21 protein-coding genes and 1 tRNA gene are annotated in these 19,925 nt (G+C 67.0%); 15 read left to right on the top strand and 7 right to left on the bottom strand.

Annotated features, from left to right (window positions below):
- Window positions 1-8 precede the first annotated feature (8 nt).
- Both SARO_RS02385 and SARO_RS02380 read left to right on the top strand, forming a co-directional pair.
- The gene (locus tag SARO_RS02385) at window positions 9-1,004 is read left to right on the top strand and encodes an aldo/keto reductase (protein ID WP_011444137.1); all 996 of its coding nucleotides are present in this window, start codon (window positions 9-11) and stop codon (window positions 1,002-1,004) included.
- A 221-nt stretch (window positions 1,005-1,225) separates the two neighbouring features.
- Window positions 1,226-2,641 (top strand): sulfatase family protein, encoded by a 1,416-nt coding sequence (locus SARO_RS02380; protein WP_041549976.1) that lies wholly within the window; start codon window positions 1,226-1,228, stop codon window positions 2,639-2,641.
- Between the two features lie 237 nt (window positions 2,642-2,878).
- Here SARO_RS02380 and SARO_RS02375 read toward each other — a convergent pair.
- Window positions 2,879-2,952: transfer RNA gene (locus tag SARO_RS02375), tRNA-Gln, on the bottom strand.
- Window positions 2,953-3,111: 159 nt separating this feature from the next.
- Between SARO_RS02375 and SARO_RS02370 the strand changes: the two genes are divergently transcribed.
- The 3 genes from SARO_RS02370 to SARO_RS02360 all read left to right on the top strand — a co-directional run bounded on the left by SARO_RS02370 (window position 3,112) and on the right by SARO_RS02360 (window position 5,646).
- Window positions 3,112-4,419 carry a Ppx/GppA phosphatase family protein gene (locus SARO_RS02370; RefSeq protein WP_011444135.1) on the top strand — a complete coding sequence of 436 codons (1,308 nt, stop codon included), beginning with the start codon at window positions 3,112-3,114 and terminating at the stop codon, window positions 4,417-4,419.
- Window positions 4,416-5,084, top strand: coding sequence for an RlmE family RNA methyltransferase (locus SARO_RS02365; protein WP_011444134.1), 669 nt, complete (start codon window positions 4,416-4,418; stop codon window positions 5,082-5,084). The genes SARO_RS02370 and SARO_RS02365 overlap by 4 nt, the downstream gene beginning before the upstream one ends.
- A 61-nt stretch (window positions 5,085-5,145) precedes the next feature.
- The gene (locus SARO_RS02360) at window positions 5,146-5,646 is read left to right on the top strand and encodes a hypothetical protein (RefSeq protein WP_011444133.1); all 501 of its coding nucleotides are present in this window, start codon (window positions 5,146-5,148) and stop codon (window positions 5,644-5,646) included.
- Window positions 5,647-5,679: 33 nt separating this feature from the next.
- Here the strand turns inward: SARO_RS02360 and SARO_RS02355 are convergent, their stop codons facing one another.
- Window positions 5,680-6,288 carry an NAD(P)-dependent oxidoreductase gene (locus tag SARO_RS02355; RefSeq protein WP_011444132.1) on the bottom strand — a complete coding sequence of 203 codons (609 nt, stop codon included), beginning with the start codon at window positions 6,286-6,288 and terminating at the stop codon, window positions 5,680-5,682.
- Between the two features lie 94 nt (window positions 6,289-6,382).
- Here SARO_RS02355 and SARO_RS02350 point away from each other — a divergent pair, with 94 nt between their 5' ends.
- The gene (locus SARO_RS02350; protein ID WP_011444131.1) at window positions 6,383-6,769 is read left to right on the top strand and encodes a winged helix-turn-helix transcriptional regulator; all 387 of its coding nucleotides are present in this window, start codon (window positions 6,383-6,385) and stop codon (window positions 6,767-6,769) included.
- Between the two features lie 59 nt (window positions 6,770-6,828).
- Here SARO_RS02350 and SARO_RS21690 read toward each other — a convergent pair whose 3' ends face one another.
- On the bottom strand, window positions 6,829-7,719 hold the full coding sequence (locus SARO_RS21690) for a c-type cytochrome (protein ID WP_011444130.1): 891 nt from the start codon (window positions 7,717-7,719) through the stop codon (window positions 6,829-6,831).
- A gap of 154 nt (window positions 7,720-7,873) precedes the next feature.
- On the opposite strand from SARO_RS21690, the gene SARO_RS02340 reads away from it, so the two are divergent.
- Genes SARO_RS02340 through SARO_RS02310 form a run of 7 tightly spaced genes read left to right on the top strand, consistent with a single transcriptional unit; the run spans window position 7,874 to window position 15,093 of the window.
- Entirely contained in the window at window positions 7,874-8,764 is an 891-nt protein-coding gene (locus SARO_RS02340; RefSeq protein ID WP_011444129.1) for a prephenate dehydratase, read from the top strand.
- Between the two features lie 52 nt (window positions 8,765-8,816).
- Window positions 8,817-9,476: a hypothetical protein gene (locus SARO_RS02335; RefSeq protein WP_011444128.1), complete on the top strand. Its 660-nt coding sequence runs from the start codon at window positions 8,817-8,819 to the stop codon at window positions 9,474-9,476.
- A complete protein-coding gene (locus SARO_RS02330) occupies window positions 9,473-10,756 on the top strand; it encodes a hypothetical protein (protein WP_011444127.1) in 1,284 nt (427 codons plus the stop codon). Before SARO_RS02335 ends, SARO_RS02330 begins: the two co-directional genes overlap by 4 nt.
- Before the next feature lie 17 nt (window positions 10,757-10,773).
- Complete coding sequence (locus SARO_RS02325) at window positions 10,774-11,730, top strand: AAA family ATPase (protein ID WP_011444126.1); 957 nt, start codon at window positions 10,774-10,776, stop codon at window positions 11,728-11,730.
- Between the two features lie 38 nt (window positions 11,731-11,768).
- Window positions 11,769-13,055, top strand: coding sequence for a DUF58 domain-containing protein (locus tag SARO_RS02320; protein WP_011444125.1), 1,287 nt, complete (start codon window positions 11,769-11,771; stop codon window positions 13,053-13,055).
- Window positions 13,052-14,122, top strand: coding sequence for a stage II sporulation protein M (locus SARO_RS02315; RefSeq protein WP_011444124.1), 1,071 nt, complete (start codon window positions 13,052-13,054; stop codon window positions 14,120-14,122). Before SARO_RS02320 ends, SARO_RS02315 begins: the two co-directional genes overlap by 4 nt.
- A complete protein-coding gene (locus SARO_RS02310; protein ID WP_011444123.1) occupies window positions 14,122-15,093 on the top strand; it encodes an RDD family protein in 972 nt (323 codons plus the stop codon). Before SARO_RS02315 ends, SARO_RS02310 begins: the two co-directional genes overlap by 1 nt.
- Before the next feature lie 47 nt (window positions 15,094-15,140).
- Here the strand turns inward: SARO_RS02310 and SARO_RS02305 are convergent, their stop codons facing one another.
- Window positions 15,141-15,575, bottom strand: a complete 435-nt coding sequence (locus tag SARO_RS02305; protein WP_011444122.1) for a hypothetical protein — start codon at window positions 15,573-15,575, stop codon at window positions 15,141-15,143.
- A gap of 187 nt (window positions 15,576-15,762) precedes the next feature.
- Between SARO_RS02305 and SARO_RS02300 the strand changes: the two genes are divergently transcribed.
- On the top strand, window positions 15,763-16,227 hold the full coding sequence (locus SARO_RS02300) for a GNAT family N-acetyltransferase (RefSeq protein WP_011444121.1): 465 nt from the start codon (window positions 15,763-15,765) through the stop codon (window positions 16,225-16,227).
- Here SARO_RS02300 and SARO_RS02295 read toward each other — a convergent pair whose 3' ends face one another.
- From SARO_RS02295 to SARO_RS02285, 3 genes are all read right to left on the bottom strand, one after another.
- A complete protein-coding gene (locus tag SARO_RS02295) occupies window positions 16,228-17,187 on the bottom strand; it encodes a hypothetical protein (protein ID WP_011444120.1) in 960 nt (319 codons plus the stop codon). It lies immediately after the preceding gene.
- A gap of 145 nt (window positions 17,188-17,332) precedes the next feature.
- Window positions 17,333-18,265, bottom strand: coding sequence for an electron transfer flavoprotein subunit alpha/FixB family protein (locus SARO_RS02290; RefSeq protein WP_011444119.1), 933 nt, complete (start codon window positions 18,263-18,265; stop codon window positions 17,333-17,335).
- A complete protein-coding gene (locus SARO_RS02285) occupies window positions 18,265-19,017 on the bottom strand; it encodes an electron transfer flavoprotein subunit beta/FixA family protein (protein ID WP_011444118.1) in 753 nt (250 codons plus the stop codon). The genes SARO_RS02290 and SARO_RS02285 overlap by 1 nt, the downstream gene beginning before the upstream one ends.
- Before the next feature lie 244 nt (window positions 19,018-19,261).
- Here SARO_RS02285 and SARO_RS02280 point away from each other — a divergent pair, with 244 nt between their 5' ends.
- A complete protein-coding gene (locus SARO_RS02280; RefSeq protein WP_011444117.1) occupies window positions 19,262-19,873 on the top strand; it encodes a thioredoxin family protein in 612 nt (203 codons plus the stop codon).
- Window positions 19,874-19,925 lie beyond the last annotated feature (52 nt).

Below are 19,925 nucleotides of genomic sequence, written 5' to 3'. Positions count from 1 at the left end.
TTCCCGCAATGCAGACCCGCACTCTCGGCCAGTCCGGCCTCGCCGTTTCCGCGCTCGGCTATGGCTGCATGGGCATCGATTTCGGCTACCGCAACAAGCTGAGCCGCGAGGATGGCATCTCCATCATCCGCGCCGCCGCAGAGCGCGGCGTCACCTTCTTCGACACCGCCGAAGTCTACGGGCCCTGGACCAACGAGGACATGGTCGGTGAAGCACTGGAACCCTTCAAGGACAAGGTCGTCATCGCCACCAAGTTCGGCTTCGACATCGATCCCGACACCGGCGCCATCAGCGGAACCGACAGTCGTCCCGAACGCATCCGCAAGGTCTGCGAAGCATCGCTGAAGCGCCTGCGGGTCGACGCCATCGACCTGTTCTACCAGCACCGCGTCGATCCCAAGGTGCCGATCGAGGACGTCGCCGGAACCGTGCGCGACCTCATCGCCGAGGGCAAGGTCAAGCACTTCGGCCTGTCCGAACCGGGAGCCCCCACGGTGCGCCGGGCCCATGCAGTCCAGCCCGTGGCAGCCCTGCAAAACGAGTACTCGCTGTGGACGCGCCAGGTCGAAAGCAACGGCATTCTCGACACCTGCCGCGAACTCGGGATCGGCCTCGTGCCCTATTCTCCGCTCGGCAAGGGCTTCCTTGCCGGGGGCGTGACCAGCGCCGAACAGGTCGCCAATGGCGACTTCCGCGGCACCCTGCCCCGCTTCCAGGCAGCCGCCTTCGCGCACAATCTCCAGTTGCTCGACCTCGTGAAGAGGATCGCCGCAGAACGCGATGCCACGCCCGCGCAGATTGCGCTGGCCTGGCTACTCGCCAAGGCCCCGTTCATCGTGCCGATCCCCGGCACGACGAAACTGCACCGCCTCGACGAAAATCTGGGCGCGGCCGACGTCGTCCTGACCGGCACCGACCTGACCGAGATCGAGGCCCTCCTCGCCACCGTCACCGTCGTCGGCACGCGCTACCCTCCCGAACGCGAGGCAGCCACCGGCCTGTGAGCCTTGCTGTCGCTGCCCCGGCGTGACCGGACCGCACTGCGCCAATATCCCGGAACCGCCGGGACGGCTTGAGGGCCGGCCCGGCGCGCAAGGATAACTTCGCCAACCAAAAGGCAAATTGTCTACATAATAAATAGACATTTAAACAGGGCGCGATAGGCTTGTGCGGCCTTACGCGACCACGCGCGGGTCCATTGCCAGCAGCAATCACGGACCGCCACATGATCTCCTCCTTCAATCTCACCCGCCGCGCCACCCTTGGCGGAGCCGCCGCCACCATGGTTCTCGGCGCCGCGCCAGCGATTGCCAGCAAGCGCGCAAGGCGGCCGAACATTCTCTACATCATGGCTGACGACCTCGGTTACGCAGACCTGTCCTGCTATGGCCGGCGCGATTTCGAGACGCCGGTGCTCGACAAACTGGCAGCGCAGGGACTTCGCTTCACCAATGCTTATGCCAACAGCGCGGTCTGCACGGCTACCCGTGTAGGTCTCATCACCGGGCGCTATCAGTATCGCCTGCCTGTGGGCCTGGAAGAACCACTCGCGTTCCGACCCAACATCGGCCTGCCGCCCTCGCACCCGACACTGCCCTCGCTGCTCGCCAAGGCGGGCTATCGCACTTCGCTCATCGGCAAGTGGCACCTTGGAAGCCTTCCCGACTTCGACCCGCTCAAGAGCGGTTACCAGACCTTCTGGGGCATCCGCAGCGGCGGCGTCGACTATTACACCCACGCCACCAGCAACGGCCAGCCAGACCTGTGGGACGGACCGACGCCGGTGGAAAGGGCGGGCTACCTGACCGACCTCCTCGCCGACCGTGCCGTAAGCGAGATCCGCGAAGCCTCGTCTGGCGAGGCCCCATGGTTCATGAGCCTGCACTTCACCGCACCGCACTGGCCATGGGAAGGCCCTGACGACGCCAGTGAGTCCGCCCGCATTGCCAAGCTGAAGGACCCCAGCGCCCTGTTCCACTTCGATGGCGGCAGCGCGGCGATCTATGCCGCCATGGTTCGCCGTCTCGACTATCAGATTGGCCGTGTCCTCGAAGCGCTGAAGGCGAACCGGGCCGAACAGGACACAATCGTCGTATTCACCAGCGACAACGGCGGCGAGCGCTTCTCCGACACCTGGCCGTTCAGCGGTCGCAAGACCGAACTGCTCGAAGGCGGCCTGCGCATCCCCGCCATCGTGCGCTGGCCCGGCGTCACGAGAGCCGGCACGACCAGCGACGCACAGATCATCTCGATGGACTGGTTGCCCACGTTCCTTGCCGCTGCCGGCTCCGCCCCCGATCCCGGCCACCCCAGCGACGGCGTCGACGTTACGCCGGCTCTCGGTGGTGGATCGCTCGCCGAACGCGCCTTGTTCTGGCGCTACAAGAACCGCGCCCAGCGTGCCGTGCGGCGGGGCAACCTGAAATATCTCAGGATCGCCGAAAACGAATTCCTGTTCGACGTGGCTGCCGACCCGCTCGAACGGGCGAACCTGAAGGACCGCCAGCCCGAGGACTTCGCCGCGCTCAAGGCAGCGTGGGAAAAGTGGAACGCCACCATGCTGCCGCTCGATCCCCAGTCCTACACCCACGGCTTCCACGCCGACGAGTTGGCCGACCGCTTCGGAGTGCAGCCGGATTAGGGACCAATTCGCTCCCGGGTGGGCCGAACAAGATAACCAGCCACGGGCCCGGTGCAGAGTCGGCGCATGCGGATGGCGCGACCCGAATGGCGTCGCCTACGCCTTTGCCCCGAAGGTCGCGGATTTGTTGCATGAAAAGACCCAAATCCCGACGAAAACGCGGGGAAACAGGGTAACCCATGGGTACCATCAGAACCTCGGGCACGAGGTTAAGGGTCACACTTTAAAGGGAAGTTTTGGATGCCCCGCGAGGATTCGAACCTCGATAGACGGAATCAGAATCCGTAGTCTTACCATTAGACGACGGGGCAACGTGAGGCGCGCAACTAGGCGGCAGCGGGGCGCGAGTCAAGCGGTTGAAACGGCATTTTTGGCCCCGACCTTGCGGCGCCGCCGCCGCATCGCTAGCATTGTCGTCAAGTACCCGGCCGGCATCATGCGGCGCGGGAAAACATAAGCGAATTCATGTTATGGCGGAATCCATTCCGCCGGCCAGTGGGCAAGGCGCGCGTTCCGGCAGGAAGAAGGGGCAACGGAAGTCCCGTCCGCCACGCAGCAATGCCGGGAGCAGCCTCCCGCCCAGGTCTGCCGGCAAGACAAGGCCGCCCTCGTCAAGGGGCGGCGCAGCGCAGGAATCACTACCGGCACAGGCGCGTCAGGCCGGACCGCAGGGCCTTGCCGAAACGGCCTTGCCGCCTGCCGAAACCGCATTGCCTCAGGCGGGGGAACGCACATCCGAACGGCCGGGCCCGTGGCAGAAGCCCCTGCCACACCACCGCCAGGCCTATGCCGCGATCGACCTGGGCACCAACAACTGCCGCCTGCTCATCGCGCGCCCATCGGGCGAACACTTCGTGGTGATCGACGCGTTCAGCCGCGTGGTGCGACTGGGCGAAGGCCTTGCCCAGACCGGGCGCCTTTCCGACGCGGCGATGGACCGCGCGCTCGCCGCGCTGCACGTGTGCGCCGACAAGTTGCGCAAGCGCAACGTCCACCTCGCCCGCTCGGTCGCCACCGAGGCATGCCGCCGCGCCACGAACGGCCAGGCCTTCATCGACCGCGTGCGCGAGGAAACCGGTATCCGGCTCAATATCATAACCGCGCAGGAGGAAGCCCGCCTCGCCGTGCTCGGCTGCCACATCCTGCTCGAACAGGGCGACGGGCCGGCGATGATCTTCGACATCGGCGGCGGCTCGACGGAAATGGTGCTGGTCGAGACGGGCGAGACCGTCCCCCGCATTCTCGACTGGCAATCCGTGCCCTGGGGCGTGGTCTCGCTCACCGAAAGCATCGGCCATATCGACGACGAACCCGTTGCCCGCGCCGTCGCCTATGCCGAAATGCGTCGCCGGGTGGACGAGGGCTTCGCCGACTTCGCCGAACGCGTCGCCCCGATGCGCCACGCGGCGCAAGGGCAGGGCCGCATCCGCCTGCTCGGCACCAGCGGCACGGTGACGACGCTCGCCAGCCTCCACCTCGAACTGCCGCAATATGACCGCCGCGCGGTGGACGGCCTCGTCGTCCCGGCCGAATCGATGCGCGACATCAGCCGACGCCTTTCGACCATGTCCCCGGCGGAGCGCATTTCCGTGCCCTGCATCGGGCGCGAGCGGTCGGACCTGGTCGTCGCGGGCTGCGCGATACTCGAATCGATTTTCGACATATGGCCCGCCGACCGGCTGGGCATCGCCGACCGCGGCATCCGTGAAGGGATCCTGCGCAGTTTGATGGCCGGGGGCGCCGACCCGCGCGCCAGGAAGAGGATCGAAGCCGCATGAGCCGTTCCGACAAGAATCCCCACGAACGGCTGAAGACCGCAAAGAAGCGCACGGCCTCGTCCGCGCGCTGGCTCTCGCGCCAGCTCAACGATCCCTACGTGAAGAAGGCCAAGGCCGAAGGCTGGCGCAGCCGCGCCGCGTTCAAGCTGATCGAACTGGACGAGAAGTTCGGCCTGCTGAAAGGCGCGAAGCGCGTGGTCGACCTCGGCATCGCGCCCGGAGGGTGGAGCCAGGTCGTGCGCAAGAAGGCGCCCGCGGCAAAGATCGTCGGCATCGACCTCCTGCCCACCGAACCGATCGAGGGTGTGACCATCTTCGAGATGGACTTCATGGCTGACGAAGCCCCCGAAGCGCTCCAGAGCGCTCTCGACGGGCCGCCGGACCTCGTCCTCTCCGACATGGCCGCCAATACCGTGGGCCACAAGCAGACCGACCACTTGCGCACGATGGGCCTGGTCGAGACGGCAGTGGACTTCGCGGTCCAGACGCTGGCCCCGGGCGGCGCCTTCGTGGCCAAGGTCTTCGCGGGAGGCACCGACACCGAACTCCTGGCGATTCTCAAGAAGAATTTCACCACCGTGAAGCACGCCAAGCCGCCCGCCAGCCGCAAGGATTCGTCCGAATGGTACGTCATCGCGCAAGGCTTCAAGGGTCGGCCGGACTAGCGCTTAGGACTTGCCCGCCCGATTGTCGCAACGCGGGACTCCGTAGAAACACGTAACTGGCGTGGCCGCCCGGCATGGCTATCCGGGCGTCCACCGCAGCACGTTTTCCGAAAGCCACCCGATGACCTCCATCCGCAGCCTGCTGCTTCCCTTCGCGCTCCTCGGCTTCTCCGGCGGGGCGGCGGCGGAAGGAATCGCGGCAAAGGGATGGTCTGCCGACTGGAAGGTCGTCGGCGTGGCCGAGGATCGCACCGAGGTGCTGATGCGCCCCGGATCGGTCCGCGAACTGCCGCCCGGCCCGCAGCGGACTTTTGCCGTCCGCCAGGTATGGGCGGGATTCGACTATGCCGGGACCCACGGCCTCCACGCCGCCCGCAAGATCGCGCTGTTCCGCTACGATTGCGCGGGTCGGCGCCTGCTGGTTGCTGCGGCAACCGACTATGCCGCCAATGGCGTCGTGCTGGCCCGCAACGCGGTCGACGCGGATCGGGCCGACCAGTACCTGCCGGTCGAACCCGATACGCTCGGCGCTGCCATCATGGACAAGGCCTGCGCGGCATAGCGCCTGTCGGTATGTGCCAGTCGGTATGAGAGTTCAGTACGCTGCGGTGAACCGCGCCCTCGGGTGGCGATGCTGTTCCAGTTCGTCGACCATCGCGATGGCATAGTCGGCAAAGCTGATCCGGCTCTCGCCCTTGTCGTCGACGACAAGCTGGTCGGTCCCCAGCCGGAACGTGCCGGTACGCGGGCCGACCTCGATGAAGGCGGCGGGCGAGAAGAACGTCCAGTCGATTTCGGTCTCGGACCGCAGGTCCTTGAGGAACGCGATGCCGCCCAGGATCGCCGGCTTCCATTCGTCGGGCAGGTCCATCGCATCGAACAGGATCTTGCCGGGCGCAACCTCGAGGCTGGCCGCCCCGCCAGTCACCAGCAACCGGGGCACGCCTGCGGCCTTGAGCGCGGAGAGCAGCGTCTCGGCCTTCACGTCGAAGTGAAGCGCGCTGATCACGGCATCGCTGCCCCGGATCAGCGCGGCCAGGGCCTGCGGGTCCGATGCGTCGCCCTGCACCGCCGTGACGCCCGGCGCGGCCGCGATCGCCTCCGGCTTGCGCGCGATGGCGACGACCTCGTGGCCGCGCCGCGCGAGTTCCGCCGTGATCTCCGACCCCGCGCGGCCGCTGGCGCCCAGAACGGCTACTTTCATGCGATTCTCCATCAGTGGTTTCCAATGGATACCAGGTGCGCTATCGACCCTGCCCATGCAAGAAGGCACGATTTCGATACCAGGTCACCGTGAAGTGACCGCCATCCCCGCCCCGCGCGGCGATGTCTATGCCGCCAACTGCCCGACGCGCCAGTTGCTCGATCGCATCGCCGACAAGTGGAGCGCGCTCGTCCTCCTGCTGCTCTCGGCCGAGGACATGCGCTTCAACGCGCTCAAGCGCCGGATCGAGGGGGTCAGCCAGAAGATGCTGAGCCAGACCCTGCGCTCGCTCGAACGCGACGGCCTTGTCAGCCGGCGGGCCGAGGCGACCGTACCCGTTTCGGTGACTTATGCGATCACCCCGCTGGGGCGCGGCCTCGTCGGTGCGCTGTCGGGTATGATCGAATGGGCCGAGACCTGCATGATCGAAGTCTCCGCCGCCCAGCGTGCCTACGACTTGCGGCAAGAAACGGCGGCCTGACGCGAAAAGGGCGCCCGGATCGCTCCGGACGCCCTTTCGGATTGCAGTGAAGGCGAAGCTTACTTCTTCGTCTTCATGTAGGCGATCACGTCGGCGCGCTGCTGGGCGTCGGCGATGCCCGCGAAGGTCATCTTGGTGCCCTGCGCGAACTTGGCCGGGCTGGTCAGCCACGCGTCGAGCGTCGCGTCGTCCCAGGTACCGCCCTTGCCCTTGAGCGCGTCGGAGAAGGCGAAGCCGCCACGTTCGCCAGCAACCTTCTCGCCGTAGACGGCAAAGAGATTCGGGCCGATTCCGTTCGCGCCACCCTGGTCGATGGTGTGGCAGGCCTTGCACTTGGCAAAGATCGCCTCGCCCTTCGCGGCGTCGCCGACAACGGCGACGGCTGCGGGAGCGGCGCCAGCAGCCGGCACTTCGACCGGCGCGGGCAGCGGCAGGTTCGAGCCGAGCGAGTTGAGGTAGACGATCACGTTGGCGCGGTCTTCGCCCTTGGGAAGACCCGCGAACGACATCTTGGTGCCGTCAGCATAGGCCTTGGGGTTCTTCAGCCACGCGTCGAGGCTTTCGAAGTCCCACTTGCCGCCCTTGGCTTTCAGCGCGTCCGAGAACGCGAAGCCGCCGCGACCTGCGGCAACCGCTTCACCGACCACACCGTAGAGGTTCGGGCCGATGCCGTTCGCGCCGCCCTGCTCTGCCGTGTGGCAGGCCTTGCACTTGGCGAACAGCGCTTCGCCGGCCTTCACGTCGGCCTTGGCAAGGAGATTCGGCAGCGGCAATTCGGCCGCGGCGCCGGCGCCACCTTCTTCTTCCACGCCTTCGATCGCATAGCCCATCGTTTCGGGGCGATGTTCCTTGTCGGCCAGGAAGTAATGCGCCGAGAGGCTGGAAAGCCCCAGAGCCACGATGCCCCCGAACAAGGTCCATCCGGCGATGGTGTTGAAACGGTCGTCCATTTACGAGCCCCATTGGCGCACGCCGGCACCCTGCCGACACCTGCGCGATTTGCGGGACGCTCTAGTCAGGCCCCCGCCGCAGCGCAAGATGGTTTGAAGCTCAAAATCAATGTCACTTGCCCGAAAGGACAGACAGCCGTAACGCGCGCGCATCATGCAGAGCTATCCAGCACCCGCGCTCGCCCTTGTCGAGGAGATGGCCGCCGCCGCGGCCAAGGACCCCGCGCGGGCTGTTTCCTTCCAGGGCGCGCCCGGCGCAAACTCGCACCGCGCCGCGCTCGAAGCCCTGCCGGATTGCCTGCCGCTGCCCTGTTTCTCGTTCGAGGATGCGCTCGATGCGGTGAAGGAAGGCCGCGCCGGACAAGCCATCATCCCGATCGAGAACTCGCAGCACGGGCGCGTGGCGGATATCCACTTTCTTCTGCCCGAAAGTGGCCTGTCGATCATCGGGGAACACTTCCTCGAGATCCACGCCAGCCTCATGGCCCTGGGCGACGGTCCGTTTTCCGCCGCCTACAGCCATCCCCAGGCGCTCGGCCAGTCGCGCTTCTACCTGCGTGAGCGGGGCATCGTGCCGATGAGCTACGCCGATACCGCTGGCGCCGCTGCCTATGTCGCCGAACTCGGCGATCCGACCGTCGCCGCCATCGCCCCGAAGATCGCCGCCGAACTCTACGGACTGAAGCTCATCGCCGAAAACGTCGAGGACGCGCACGACAACACCACCCGATTCGTGATCCTGTCGAAAACCCCGCTCGACCCGGCGACCATCCCCGGCCCGGCGATGACGACCTTCGTCTTCGAGGTGCGCAACATTCCCGCCGCGCTTTACAAGGCGCTGGGTGGATTCGCGACGAACGGCGTCAACATGACCAAGCTGGAAAGCTACCAGCGCGGGGCCAGCTTCGCCGCGACGGAATTCTACGCCGATATCGTGGGCGCCCCCGGCGAACGCCCGGTCGACCTCGCGTTCGAGGAACTGGGCTTCTTCGCAAAGCGCGTGCGGATGCTCGGCACCTACCCGATGGAACGCATCCGGGGCTAAGGTCAGGACCCTGGGTCTTGCCCAGGCGCGCGGCCCGTGCAACGATCTGCGGGTGACGGCATCCGCGGCGGCAAATCCGGCAACGAATGACGCGGCGGCCGCAGAGGCGGCCTGGCGCGCGCTGCACGGCTCCTCCGATATCCAGTTCGCCCCGGTCCCGCCCGATCCGGCCCCGGTCTCGCCGGAATGGCTCAAGGCCATCGGCCGGTTCCTCGAATGGCTGCTTTCGCCGGTCGGCCACCTGCTCGGCAGCGGGTGGGGCGTGGTCGAGACCGCACTTCTCGTCGGCGCGGTGATCGGCGCCATCTGGATCGCGTGGACCTTGCTGTGGCCCCTGCTGCGCAATCGCGGGCGCAAGTCCGGGCTCGACGTGCCGCAATGGATTCCCCCGCGCGAGGAAGCTCTCGCCCTGCTGGAGGACGCGGACCGGTTGGCGGCCGAAGGGCTCTATGCCGAAGCCGCGCACCTGCTCCTGCGCCGCAGCGTCGGCCAGATCGCGGCGGCGCGGCCGCAATGGCTCACGCCTGCCAGCACAGCGCGCGAGATCGGGGCCATCGCGGAACTGCCCGAAGCCGCGCGCGCGGCCTTCTCCTCCATCGCCGGCATGGTCGAACGCGCGCGCTACGCGCTTCGACCGCTGGGTGCCGAAGACTGGTCGGTGGCCCGCGATGCCTATGCCCGCTTCGCGCTGGCCGAACTGGTGTCGGGATGACTGCGCCGCACGCCTCCCCCTTCTCGCGCGGCAGCGTCATCGGCATCCTGCTGGTGGGGGCGCTGGCCTTCGTCGCGCTGCTCTGGTTCCTGGGCAACGACACCGGCGGCAGCGGCAACAACGGCGGCGCGCATGTCGGCGGGCATGGCCTCAACGGCTATGCGGGCCTGGCCCGCATGCTCGAGGCCGAGGGTCTCGACGTGGTGCGCCAGCGCAACCGCCGCGCGCTCGAGACCGCGCCGGGCCTGCTCATCCTCACGCCGCCCGCCGATGCCGAAGGCAAGGACATCGCAAAGGTCGTGGATGCCCGCCGTTATCTGGGGCCAACCATCGTGGTCACGCCCAAATGGTTCGCGGCGGGCGTCAATTCGGGCAAGGCCAAGCGCGGATGGGTCCAGCTTCTGGCGACCCAGGCCCCCGAGTGGCCCGGCTTTGCCGACAACGTGACGGTCGATATCGGCGAGGAAAAGTCGCAGCCTGCCGGTGGCTGGCGGCTGGGCAACCGCCGGGGCAGGCTGCCCGACGACCTGCGCGTCGAAAGCGGGTCGGGCGACGGGCTGGTCCCGCTGGTGCGCGGCGGCGACGGTCGCATCCTCGCCGCCTGGCTGGATGACGACGGCTATTACCCCGCGCTCAACCGACTTGCCGGAATCGACCCCGACCGTGGCGGCGAGGACGACGATCTCTACCCCGTCGTCCTGGTGTTCGAGCCCGATCTCCTCGACAACTGGGGGCTGGGCGACAAGGCGACTGCGATGCTCGCCCGCGACCTGGTCCTCGCAACCGCTGACAACCGTAGCCAGCCCTTCGCCTTCGACATGACCTTCAATGGCTTCGGCGCCAGCAGAAACCTGCTGACACTGGCCTTCGAGCCGCCCTTCCTTGCCGCCACGATATGCCTGCTCCTCGCCGCGCTCGCGGTGGCATGGCGCGCCCTCCACCGCTTCGGACCGCCACTGCGGCATGGTCCCGAAATCGCGCCGGGCAAGGCCGCGCTCGTCGCAAACGCCGCCGGGCTCATCCGCCGGGCGGGCCGCGTCCATCTCGTCGCGGCGCCCTATGCCGATGCCACGCGCGAAAGGATCGCGCTGGCGCTCGGCCTGCCACGCGGCATGGCGCCCGACGAGGTCGAACGCCAGATCGACGCGACACAGCAGCGCCGGGGCCATGAAGGCCCACTTTTCTCCCAAGCTGCCAAATACTTGCGCGAAGCGCGCAAACCCCACGACCTCGCCCGCAGAGCGCTCGTGCTGCAAGCCATGGAAAGGCACCTGAAGTGACCCTGACGACACCTGACATGACACTGGCCGACCTCGGCGACCTCTCGGCCGCGATCAGGGCAGAGGTGGCGAAGGCGGTCGTCGGGCAGGAGGACGTGATCGACCACCTGCTCGTCGCGCTCTTCGCCGGCGGCCACGTCCTGCTCGAAGGCCCGCCCGGAACCGCCAAGACCTTTCTTGCCCAGTGCCTCGCCGGAGCCCTCGGGCTCGATTTCGGGCGCATCCAGTTCACGCCCGACCTCATGCCCGGCGACATTCTCGGCTCCAACCTGTTCAACTTCCAGACCAGCCAGTTCACCCTGACCCGGGGCCCGATCTTCCACGAACTGCTGCTGGCCGACGAAATCAACCGCACCCCGCCCAAGACCCAGGCCGCCCTGCTCGAAGCCATGCAGGAACGGCGCGTGACACTGGACGGCGAAGTGCATGCCCTGTCCGACCGCTTCATGGTCGTGGCGACGCAGAACCCGATCGAGAGCCAGGGCGTCTATCCGCTACCCGAAGCCCAGCTCGACCGCTTCCTGTTCAAGCTCCTCGTGCCCTACCCTTCCGCCGAGGAGGAAGCGCGGATCGTCACCCAGTACAGCACTGGCCGCACAGCCCCGAAGCCGGCCGATCTGGGTATCGCGGCCGTGACCGATGCCGACCGGCTGGCGCAGGCCAACCGCGTCGTCGCATCGGTGACGCTTGCCGATTCGGTGGTGGACTATGTCGTCCGCCTTGTCCGCGCCACGCGCGAGACCGGCGATCTGGTGGCCGGGGCAAGCCCGCGCGCGGCCGTCCTGCTGGCCGGTGCTGCCCGTGCCCGCGCCGCGCTGGACGGGCGGGAGTACGTGATCCCCGACGACGTGAAGGCACTGGCAACGGCGGTCCTGCGCCACCGCCTGCTGCTCAGCCCGGCGGCGGAAATCGAAGGCAAGCAGGTGGAAGCCATAGTCGGCGCACTGGTCGAGGGTACGGAAGCCCCGCGTTGAGCCGGTCCGCCGCCCTCGTTCCCAGCCGGCGCGCGGTCATGGTGCTGGCGGGCATCGCCCCGCTGGCGCTGCTCCTTGCCGCGACGATTCCGGCCGCGTGGATCGCCGCGCCTGCGCTGGGCGGCGCGCTCGTGGTGGTGATCCTGCTCGACGGCCTGCTCGCGGGCCGTCTCGCGGACCTGCGCGTGATCGCGCCTGAGGATGCCGAAGTGGGCGAGCCCGCGCGGCTGGTCGTGGCGGCAGAGCTTGACCGTGCATCGCCCCGCGCCCGCCCCGAAATCGCGCTCGAATGCGACCCCCGCCTTGCCCCCGGCGGCAGGCTGGCCTTCGCGCTCATCCCGGATGGCGGCGCTTGGACCGGCGCGGGCGAAATCAGTCCGACCCGGCGAGGTACCGGCGTGTTCGGCCGCGTCTGGCTGCGCTGGTCCGGGCCGCTGGGCCTTGCCCACCGCCAGGTGAGCCGCCCGCTCGACCAGTCCGTCCGCGTCTGGCCCAATATCGCACCGGTGCGCAGCCCCGCGCTCCAGATCTTCCTGCGCGATGCGCAGTTCGGCCTGATCGCACGCCGCATCCGCGGCGAAGGCGCAGAGTTCGAGGCCCTGGCCGAATACGAACCGGGGATGGACCGCCGCCGCATCGACTGGAAAAGCTCGGCCCGCCACGCCCGCCTCTTTGCCAAGGAATACGAGGTCGAGCGCAACAACCAGATCGTCTTCGCGTTCGACTGCGGGCAGACCATGTGCGAGCCGATCGATGGCCTGCCGCGCATCGACCGCGCCGTCACCGCCGCGCTGACCACCGCCTATGTCGCGTTGAAGGCGCAGGACCGCGTCGCCCTCTTCGGCTTTGCCGCTAGGCCCGAAGTCGCCACGCCCTTCATCACCTCAAGCCGCGACTTTCCCCGCCTCCAGCGCGCTGCCGCAGGGCTCGACTATCACCCGGGCGAAGCGAACTTCACGCTTGCCCTGTCGACGCTGGCCGCACGGCTCCAGCGGCGCTCGCTGATCGTGCTGTTTTCAGACTTCACCGACCCCACCAGCGCCGAACTGATGGTCGAAAGCGTCGGCCGCCTCGTCGAGCGGCACCTCGTCCTGTTCGTGGTGATGACCGACGCCGATCTTGCCCGGATCGTGTCGGCCCCGGTGGAGGACATGCAGTCCGTCGCCGAGTCCGTCACCGCCACCACGCTCGTGCGCCAGCGCGCGCTCGTGCTGCAACGTCTGCGCCACCTTGGCGTTCGCGTGCTGGAAGCGCCGCATGACGCCGTGGGGACGCGGCTCCTCGACGCCTATCTCGCGATCAAGCGCGAGGGGAGGATCGGATGAACGGGGTTGCGGCTGGAATCGCCGGCAAGGTCGGCGGCTGGTTCGCGAAGGCGCCCGAACAGGCGGTCGCGGCGGAACAGGCAGCGCTGCGTTCCGACCGCTTCCGGCTTGAGCGGGAAGCCGACTGGAAGCGGCTGGAAGGCATCGTTCGTCGCATGGAATCGGGGCGGATGCGCCGGCTTCCTGACGAAGACCTGCTGGCACTGCCCACGCTCTATCGGACCGTCGCGTCGAGCCTCGCCATTGCCCGCGAGACTTCGCTCGACGCCGCGCTCGTTGCCTATCTCGAAGCGCTGACCCAGCGCGCGTGGTTCCTGGTCTATGGCCCGCGCGCCTCGCTCTGGTCGTGGTTCCGGCGCTTCCTCGGCGGGGAATGGAGCGCGGCGGTGCGCGGCCTCGGCATCGACCTGCTGCTCGCCCTGCTGCTGATGGTCGCGGGCGTCGCCGTCGGCTGGTTCCTGGTCTCGGCCAATACGGAGTGGTACTATTCGCTCGTGCCGGGAGGCTTCGCCGACGAGCGCGTGCCCGGGGCAAGCCGCGAGGCGCTGCGCGCGACCCTTTTCGGAAACCAGAGCCAGAACGGGATGAGCGTGTTCGCCGCCGCCCTGTTCAGCAACAACGCGCAAGTCTCGATCCTGTGCTTCGCCCTCGGCTTCGCGTTCGGTTTGCCGACCATCCTGCTGCTGATCCACAATACCGCGCTCCTCGGTGCGATGCTGTGGCTCTATCAGGGGCAAGGCCTGCTGCTCGATTTCGTGGGCTGGCTTTCGATCCACGGCACGACAGAGCTTTTCGCGATACTGCTTGCGGGCGCTTCCGGGCTGCACATCGGGCGGTCGATGGCCTTTCCCGGCGATCTCTCGGTCGTCGACGCCGCGGCCGCGGCCGGACGGCGGGCCGCGGTGGTGATGACCGGCGTCGTGCTGATGCTGGTGGTCGCGGCCGTGCTCGAAGGTTTTGCCCGGCAGCTCGTCGACGCGACGCCTTCGCGGCTGATCGTCGGAGGTTTCATGCTCGTCTTGTGGACCGGCTACTTCTTCGCCTTCGGCCGGGGAGTGCGCGCCTGATGGCCCTCGCCAATCCCTTCCGGCGCAAGGGCAATACCGCGCGCACCCCGGCGCCGCTCGATCACGATGCGCGACGGCGGCGCATGGTGAACACGCCGGAAGGGGTGCCGATCCCCTTCCTCCTCGCATCGCGCGGCGCGCGCGCGGGTGCGCTGTTCCTCGATCTCGCGATGATCGTCGGCGCGATGATCGGCGCGACCCTGGTCCTGGCGAAAGTCGCCGATGGCGTCGGCCTGAGCTTCAACGATGGCGACACGCCGCAAGGCCGCGCCACCCAGGCGCTGGTCGTGGTCTGGATCATTGCGCTGTTCCTGTTCCGCAACGCCTGGTTCCTGTTCTTCGAGCTTGGCCCGCGCGGCGCCACGCCCGGCAAGCGCATTACCGGCATCCGCGTCGCCGCGCGCGCGCGCGGCACCGACGGTGCGCGATTGACGACCGAAGCGGTCATCGCCCGCAACCTCGTGCGCGACATCGAGCTGTTCATGCCGCTGCTCTTCCTGTTCGCGGCTTGGGCGGAAGGGGGCGACACCGTGACCGCCGGCTGGGCGGGCCTCGCATGGTTCCTGATCTTCGCCTTGTTTCCCTTCTTCAACCGCGACCGCCTGCGCTGCGGCGACCTGATCGCGGGGACGTGGGTGGTCGAAGTGCCCCGGCGCAAGCTGGAACAGGCGCTGTCGGTGGGCAAGGCCGCACGCGGTCTCTCGCAGGAAACCGGCGCACGCTATCGCTTCGCCGACGCGGACCTTGCCGTCTACGGCGAATACGAGTTGCAGGTGCTGGAACGGGTCCTGCGCGAAAACCGGCCCGAAGCCATGCGCGAAGTGGCCGAGACGATCTGCCGCAAGATCGGCTGGAACGCCGGCTCGGGCGACGAGCGGGCCTTCCTCGAGGCCTACTACGCCCAACTGCGCGCACGGCTGGAAACGGGCATGCGCTTTGGCCGGCGCAAGGCGGACAAGCACAGCGGCTGAGCGCGAACGCCTCCGGCGCATGGCCGGAAGCGCGCGCCGTCAGGGGTTCAGTTCTTCCACTTCCATGAACGCAGGAGCATGGACCCCATGACCTTGCGGTACTTGGCCCGCTCGCCCGAAGCAGCCTGCATCTGCGCCGCGGTCATCGCCATGTACGAATTGTAGGCCTTCTCGCGCGCCTCTTCCTGCGCGGGGTCGGCAAACTTGCTGAACCGGGTCACGAGGAAATAGTCCGGCTCGCCGGGGCGCTTGTTCTCGTTGGTCTGGATCTCGTAGCTGTTGATCCAGCCCTGCTTCACCGCAAAGTCCTGCCCCTTGCGCCACATCCCCGCGAGGTGATTGGCATAATCGAGGTCATGGCCATCCTCGACCGTGATCATCGAGACCGTGACGTAGTCGCCCGGCACGACCGGATAGTCCTGTGCGGCAAGCGGCGTGGCACAGGCGAGCGCAAGTGCTGGCAGAAGCATAAGCTTGTTCATGGCAGTCTCCCCTTTTTGGACGCGGGAGCGCGTACGATCGGCGGCATCCCGCAGGTGGCTTGCGTCGGGGCGACCCTTTTTGAGGCTCGGCTCAAGCGGGCGGAAGCTGCGCCTCGCGAGGGGGCGAGTCAATCGCGCGGCCCTTACGCAATGTTGCCAGTGGGGAAGACCCGGCTATGCTTCGCCGATGGCAAGGTTGCGCATCGTGGAAGACGATCTCTCGGGCGAGGCGATACGGGGCCTCGTCGCGCTCCATCTTGCCGGGATGCATGCGCACTCGCCGGCCTGCAAGGTCCACGCGTTGCCTGTCGAGGCGCTGCGGCAACCGGGCGTGACATTCTATTCCGCGTGGATGGACGATGACCTCGCCGGAATGGGCGCGCTCCGGCAGATCGACCCTTCGCACAGCGAGATCAAGTCGATGCGCGTAGTCCCGGACTTCCTGGGCAAGGGCATCGGCGAGGCGATCCTGCTCCACCTTCTGGCCGTCGCCCGCGCGAAAGGCCATGCTCGGGTCAGTCTCGAAACCGGCACCGGCCCGGCATTCGAACCCGCCCTGCGGCTCTACCGCAAGCACGGCTTCAACAATTGCGCGGCCTTCGCGGACTACGTGCTCGACGACTTCAGCCAGTGCCTGACCTTGGTTCTATGACTAGTTGCGGCTCGTGAAATACCGGACCGCACCGCGGTAGACGGACCGTACCGACTGACCCGCCGCGTTTGTGCCCGGCGTGAAGCGGGCTTTCCCCATCAGCGCCCGACAGGACAGATCGCGCAGTTCGGTAGTCTGCGAGGAGTCCTGAATTACGCAGCTCTCAGGCGCCCCCTTGTCCGAAACAATCATCCGGAAGTAGATGATCGCGTTTTCCCGCTTGCTCCACACTCTTTCGGCCAGCTTCTTGTCGTCGAACCATTCAGACGGGCTGCCGATCGGCTTGGGCGGATTGACCGCCGCGTGTTCCGGGTCGGTCTGGAGGCCCCACGATCTGACAAGATCGTCGGTGCATGCCGCGAGCGTCGCAAAGGGCTGAGCGAGCGAACCGAGTTCGAACCGTATCGGATCGTTGAACGGCTGCTCGACCAGCAGCGCGTTCGTGGCCTTTTCCAGCGCCAGCCGCTCCTCGTTCGTCAGCTTCCGGTCTTCGGATGCGGAGGCAGTGCCAGTGGCGGTGGGAGCAGCGTCCTTCCGGGGCCCTTCAAGGCTCAGGAAAGCCATCAGGGTCGGCTGACGGCTTGCGGCATCCATGGCCGGGATGCCCGGCTGCTTGTACGGTTCACCGCCTGGAAGGAACTGGAACACCGTATCGAGATACTGCCTCTTTGTAGGGTGCAGCATGCGGTTGGGCACCGCCCTGAAGTTTTCCTGGAACTTCAGAAGCGGGCTGACGATCATCAGGGCGAAGCCGTTCTCCGGGCCAAATCTTTCGAACTGGACCAACGTCTTCTGGTCCCCGACACCGAACGTCCGGGCCAACTGGCAGCTTTCGTCTGCATAGTTGATGTTCCACTGCCCGGAAGGCTTGAGCACGACCTGCTCCCTTCCCACGGCCGCTTCGCCGATCAATGCGGTGAAGCACAGCGCCGACACCAAGACTTTTCTTGCTTTAGTCATTGGCTTAGCTTGCAGATGCGGAAATTTTGTTCAAGCCCGAACGATGTGCCCGAACGCGGAAGGCCCCGCCTGTGGGGGCGGGGCCTGTGCGGTTGGGTAACCTATATGGAATGTTTCCCCGGGGAAACTTTCCAACATGGAGCGGTCAGAGCTTGCCCGTCAGTTCCGGGACCAGCGTGAACAGGTCGCCCACCAGGCCGATGTCGGCAACCTGGAAGATCGGGGCGTCCTCGTCCTTGTTGATGGCGATGATGGTCTTGCTGTCCTTCATCCCCGCAAGGTGCTGGATCGCGCCCGAGATGCCGATCGCGATGTAGACTTCCGGCGCCACGATCTTGCCCGTCTGGCCGACCTGGTAGTCGTTGGGCACGTAGCCCGCGTCCACCGCCGCGCGGCTCGCGCCGATGCCCGCGCCAAGCTTGTCGGCAAGCGGGGTGATCACCTGCTCGAACGTGGCGGCGTCCTTGAGCGCGCGGCCGCCCGAGACGATGATCTTGGCGCTGGTCAGTTCCGGACGCTCGGACTTGGCGATCTCGGCGCTGACGAAGGTCGACAGGCCGCTGTCGCCGTTGGCGCCGGTGCTCTCGACGCTGGCCGATCCGCCGGTGGCGGCCGCCTTGGCAAAGGCGGTGCCGCGCACGGTGATCACCAGCTTGGCGTCAGAGCTTTCGACCGTGGCGATGGCGTTGCCGGCATAGATCGGGCGGGTGAAGGTCCTGGGCCCCTCGACCGAGAGGATGTCGGAGATCTGCATCACGTCGAGCAGCGCGGCGACGCGCGGGGCGACGTTCTTGCCGGTGGTCGTCGCCGGGGCGACGAAGGCGTCGTAACCGGCCATCAGGCCGGCGACCAGCGGCGCGACGTTTTCCGCCAGCGCGTTGGCAAGCGATGCATCATCGGCCTTGAGCACCTTGGCCACGCCCGCGATCTGCGCGGCAGCCTGGGCGGCGGCATCGCAACCCTCGCCCGCAACCAGCGCGGTCACTTCGCCAAGCTGGCCCGCGGCGGTGACGGCGGCAAGGGTCGCGTCCTTGACGCTGGCGTTGTCGTGTTCGACGAGAACGAGAACCTTGGTCATCAGGCGACTCCCATTTCCTTGAGCTTGGCGACGAGCGCGTCGACGTCGGCCACCTTGATCCCGGCCGAACGGACCGGCGGTTCGGAGACCTTCAGCGTCTTGAGGCGCGCCGCGACGTCCACGCCGTAATCGGCGGGGGTCTTGTTGGCGAGCGGCTTGGACTTGGCCTTCATGATGTTCGGCAGCGAGGCATAGCGCGGCTCGTTCAGGCGCAGGTCGGTGGTGACCACCGCGGGCAGCGCCAGGCGCACCGTCTGCAAGCCGCCGTCGATCTCGCGCTTGACCACGACCGCGTCGCCTTCGACCGAAACCTCGTTGGCAAAGGTCCCCTGCGGACGGCCCAGCAGCGCCGCAACCATCTGGCCGACCTGGTTCGAATCGTCGTCGATCGCCTGCTTGCCGGTGATGATCAGGCCAGGCTGCTCCTCGTCGGCAATGCCCTTGACGATCTTCGCCACAGCCAGCGGCTCGACCTCGACCCCGTCGTCCACCTGCACCAGAACCGCACGGTCCGCCCCCATCGCAAGCGCCGTGCGCAGCGTCTCCTGCGCCTTCGCAGGCCCAACCGAAACCGCCACGATCTCGGTCACAACGCCCTTCTCCTTCAGGCGAATGGCCTCTTCCACCGCGATCTCGTCAAACGGGTTCATGCTCATCTTCACGTTCGCAAGATCAACACCCGAACCATCCGCCTTCACTCGAGGCTTAACGTTGTAGTCAATCACGCGCTTCACGCAGACCAGGGCCTTCATGGCATCGCTCCTGATAGTGTCCGGCATTGTGATGCCCATGGTCGAAACGCGATCGGGGCATCGGCTTGGGTCGGCGATGGCGCGGATTGAACGGGCTGTCCACGGTAAAATTGCAAAGGTGCAAAGGTGGACTTTGCAGTTTGGAGTGCCGCCACGCCCGCCGGCAGGGAGCGGCGCGAAGTGCTGGCATCCCCGGCGCACAAACGATAAAAAGAATACCTATTCTAATAAAGGGAGAAGCCTGATGCTGCGCCTGTCGCGTCAACTCGACTACGGAAAGCCCGCACCCGCCTTCGCACTTCCGGACGTGACCGGGAAAATCCGCGAGATAGGGGAGTTTGCGGACAAGCCTGCGCTGCTGGTGGCGTTCATCTGCAACCATTGCCCGTTCGTGCTGCACATCCTCGACGGATTCATCGATTTCGCGCGCGAGTATGAGGCGAAGGGGCTTCAGGTCGTGGCGATATCGTCCAACTGGCCCGACGACTATCCGGACGACGACTATCCGCACATGCAAAAACTGGCGGCGGAAAGGGACTTTCCGTTCCCCTACCTCCACGACGAAGACCAGGACGTGGCCCTGGCTTACAACGCGATCTGCACGCCCGACTTCTTCCTCTACGACCGCGATCGGCTGCTCTACTACGCGGGCCAGTTCGACGCGAGCCGGCCGAAGATCAACCGCCCGCCGGTTCCCGGCCTGCCGCCGCTGCGCACTGACTTGCCGGTGACCGGCGAGGACATGCGCCGCGCGGTCGATGCGCTGCTGGCGGGCGACCCGGCCCCGCAGCCGCAGCACCCGAGCGCCGGATGCAGCATCAAGTGGCGCCCCGGCAAGGACCCGTCCTGGGGCTGAACGCTCCGGGGCTTCCGGCAACAAAAAAGGGGAGCGGCGAACCGCTCCCCTT

It is taken from the genome of Novosphingobium aromaticivorans DSM 12444 (genome assembly GCF_000013325.1).
Classification (GTDB): Bacteria; Pseudomonadota; Alphaproteobacteria; order Sphingomonadales; family Sphingomonadaceae; genus Novosphingobium; species Novosphingobium aromaticivorans.
This window is presented reverse-complemented; position numbering and strand designations above follow the sequence as displayed.

What these genes read in the sequence shown, in the direction of transcription:
- SARO_RS02385 (WP_011444137.1), top strand. Translation starts at nt 9, where the DNA reads ATGCAGACCCGCACTCTCGGCCAGTCCGGCCTCGCCGTTTCCGCGCTC.
- SARO_RS02380 (WP_041549976.1), top strand. Translation starts at nt 1,226, where the DNA reads ATGATCTCCTCCTTCAATCTCACCCGCCGCGCCACCCTTGGCGGAGCC.
- SARO_RS02370 (WP_011444135.1), top strand. Translation starts at nt 3,112, where the DNA reads ATGGCGGAATCCATTCCGCCGGCCAGTGGGCAAGGCGCGCGTTCCGGC.
- SARO_RS02365 (WP_011444134.1), top strand. Translation starts at nt 4,416, where the DNA reads ATGAGCCGTTCCGACAAGAATCCCCACGAACGGCTGAAGACCGCAAAG.
- SARO_RS02355 (WP_011444132.1), bottom strand. Translation starts at nt 6,288, where the DNA reads ATGAAAGTAGCCGTTCTGGGCGCCAGCGGCCGCGCGGGGTCGGAGATC.
- SARO_RS21690 (WP_011444130.1), bottom strand. Translation starts at nt 7,719, where the DNA reads ATGGACGACCGTTTCAACACCATCGCCGGATGGACCTTGTTCGGGGGC.
- SARO_RS02340 (WP_011444129.1), top strand. Translation starts at nt 7,874, where the DNA reads ATGCAGAGCTATCCAGCACCCGCGCTCGCCCTTGTCGAGGAGATGGCC.
- SARO_RS02330 (WP_011444127.1), top strand. Translation starts at nt 9,473, where the DNA reads ATGACTGCGCCGCACGCCTCCCCCTTCTCGCGCGGCAGCGTCATCGGC.
- SARO_RS02325 (WP_011444126.1), top strand. Translation starts at nt 10,774, where the DNA reads ATGACACTGGCCGACCTCGGCGACCTCTCGGCCGCGATCAGGGCAGAG.
- SARO_RS02320 (WP_011444125.1), top strand. Translation starts at nt 11,769, where the DNA reads ATGGTGCTGGCGGGCATCGCCCCGCTGGCGCTGCTCCTTGCCGCGACG.
- SARO_RS02315 (WP_011444124.1), top strand. Translation starts at nt 13,052, where the DNA reads ATGAACGGGGTTGCGGCTGGAATCGCCGGCAAGGTCGGCGGCTGGTTC.
- SARO_RS02310 (WP_011444123.1), top strand. Translation starts at nt 14,122, where the DNA reads ATGGCCCTCGCCAATCCCTTCCGGCGCAAGGGCAATACCGCGCGCACC.
- SARO_RS02305 (WP_011444122.1), bottom strand. Translation starts at nt 15,575, where the DNA reads ATGAACAAGCTTATGCTTCTGCCAGCACTTGCGCTCGCCTGTGCCACG.
- SARO_RS02300 (WP_011444121.1), top strand. Translation starts at nt 15,763, where the DNA reads ATGGCAAGGTTGCGCATCGTGGAAGACGATCTCTCGGGCGAGGCGATA.
- SARO_RS02295 (WP_011444120.1), bottom strand. Translation starts at nt 17,187, where the DNA reads ATGACTAAAGCAAGAAAAGTCTTGGTGTCGGCGCTGTGCTTCACCGCA.
- SARO_RS02290 (WP_011444119.1), bottom strand. Translation starts at nt 18,265, where the DNA reads ATGACCAAGGTTCTCGTTCTCGTCGAACACGACAACGCCAGCGTCAAG.
- SARO_RS02285 (WP_011444118.1), bottom strand. Translation starts at nt 19,017, where the DNA reads ATGAAGGCCCTGGTCTGCGTGAAGCGCGTGATTGACTACAACGTTAAG.
- SARO_RS02280 (WP_011444117.1), top strand. Translation starts at nt 19,262, where the DNA reads ATGCTGCGCCTGTCGCGTCAACTCGACTACGGAAAGCCCGCACCCGCC.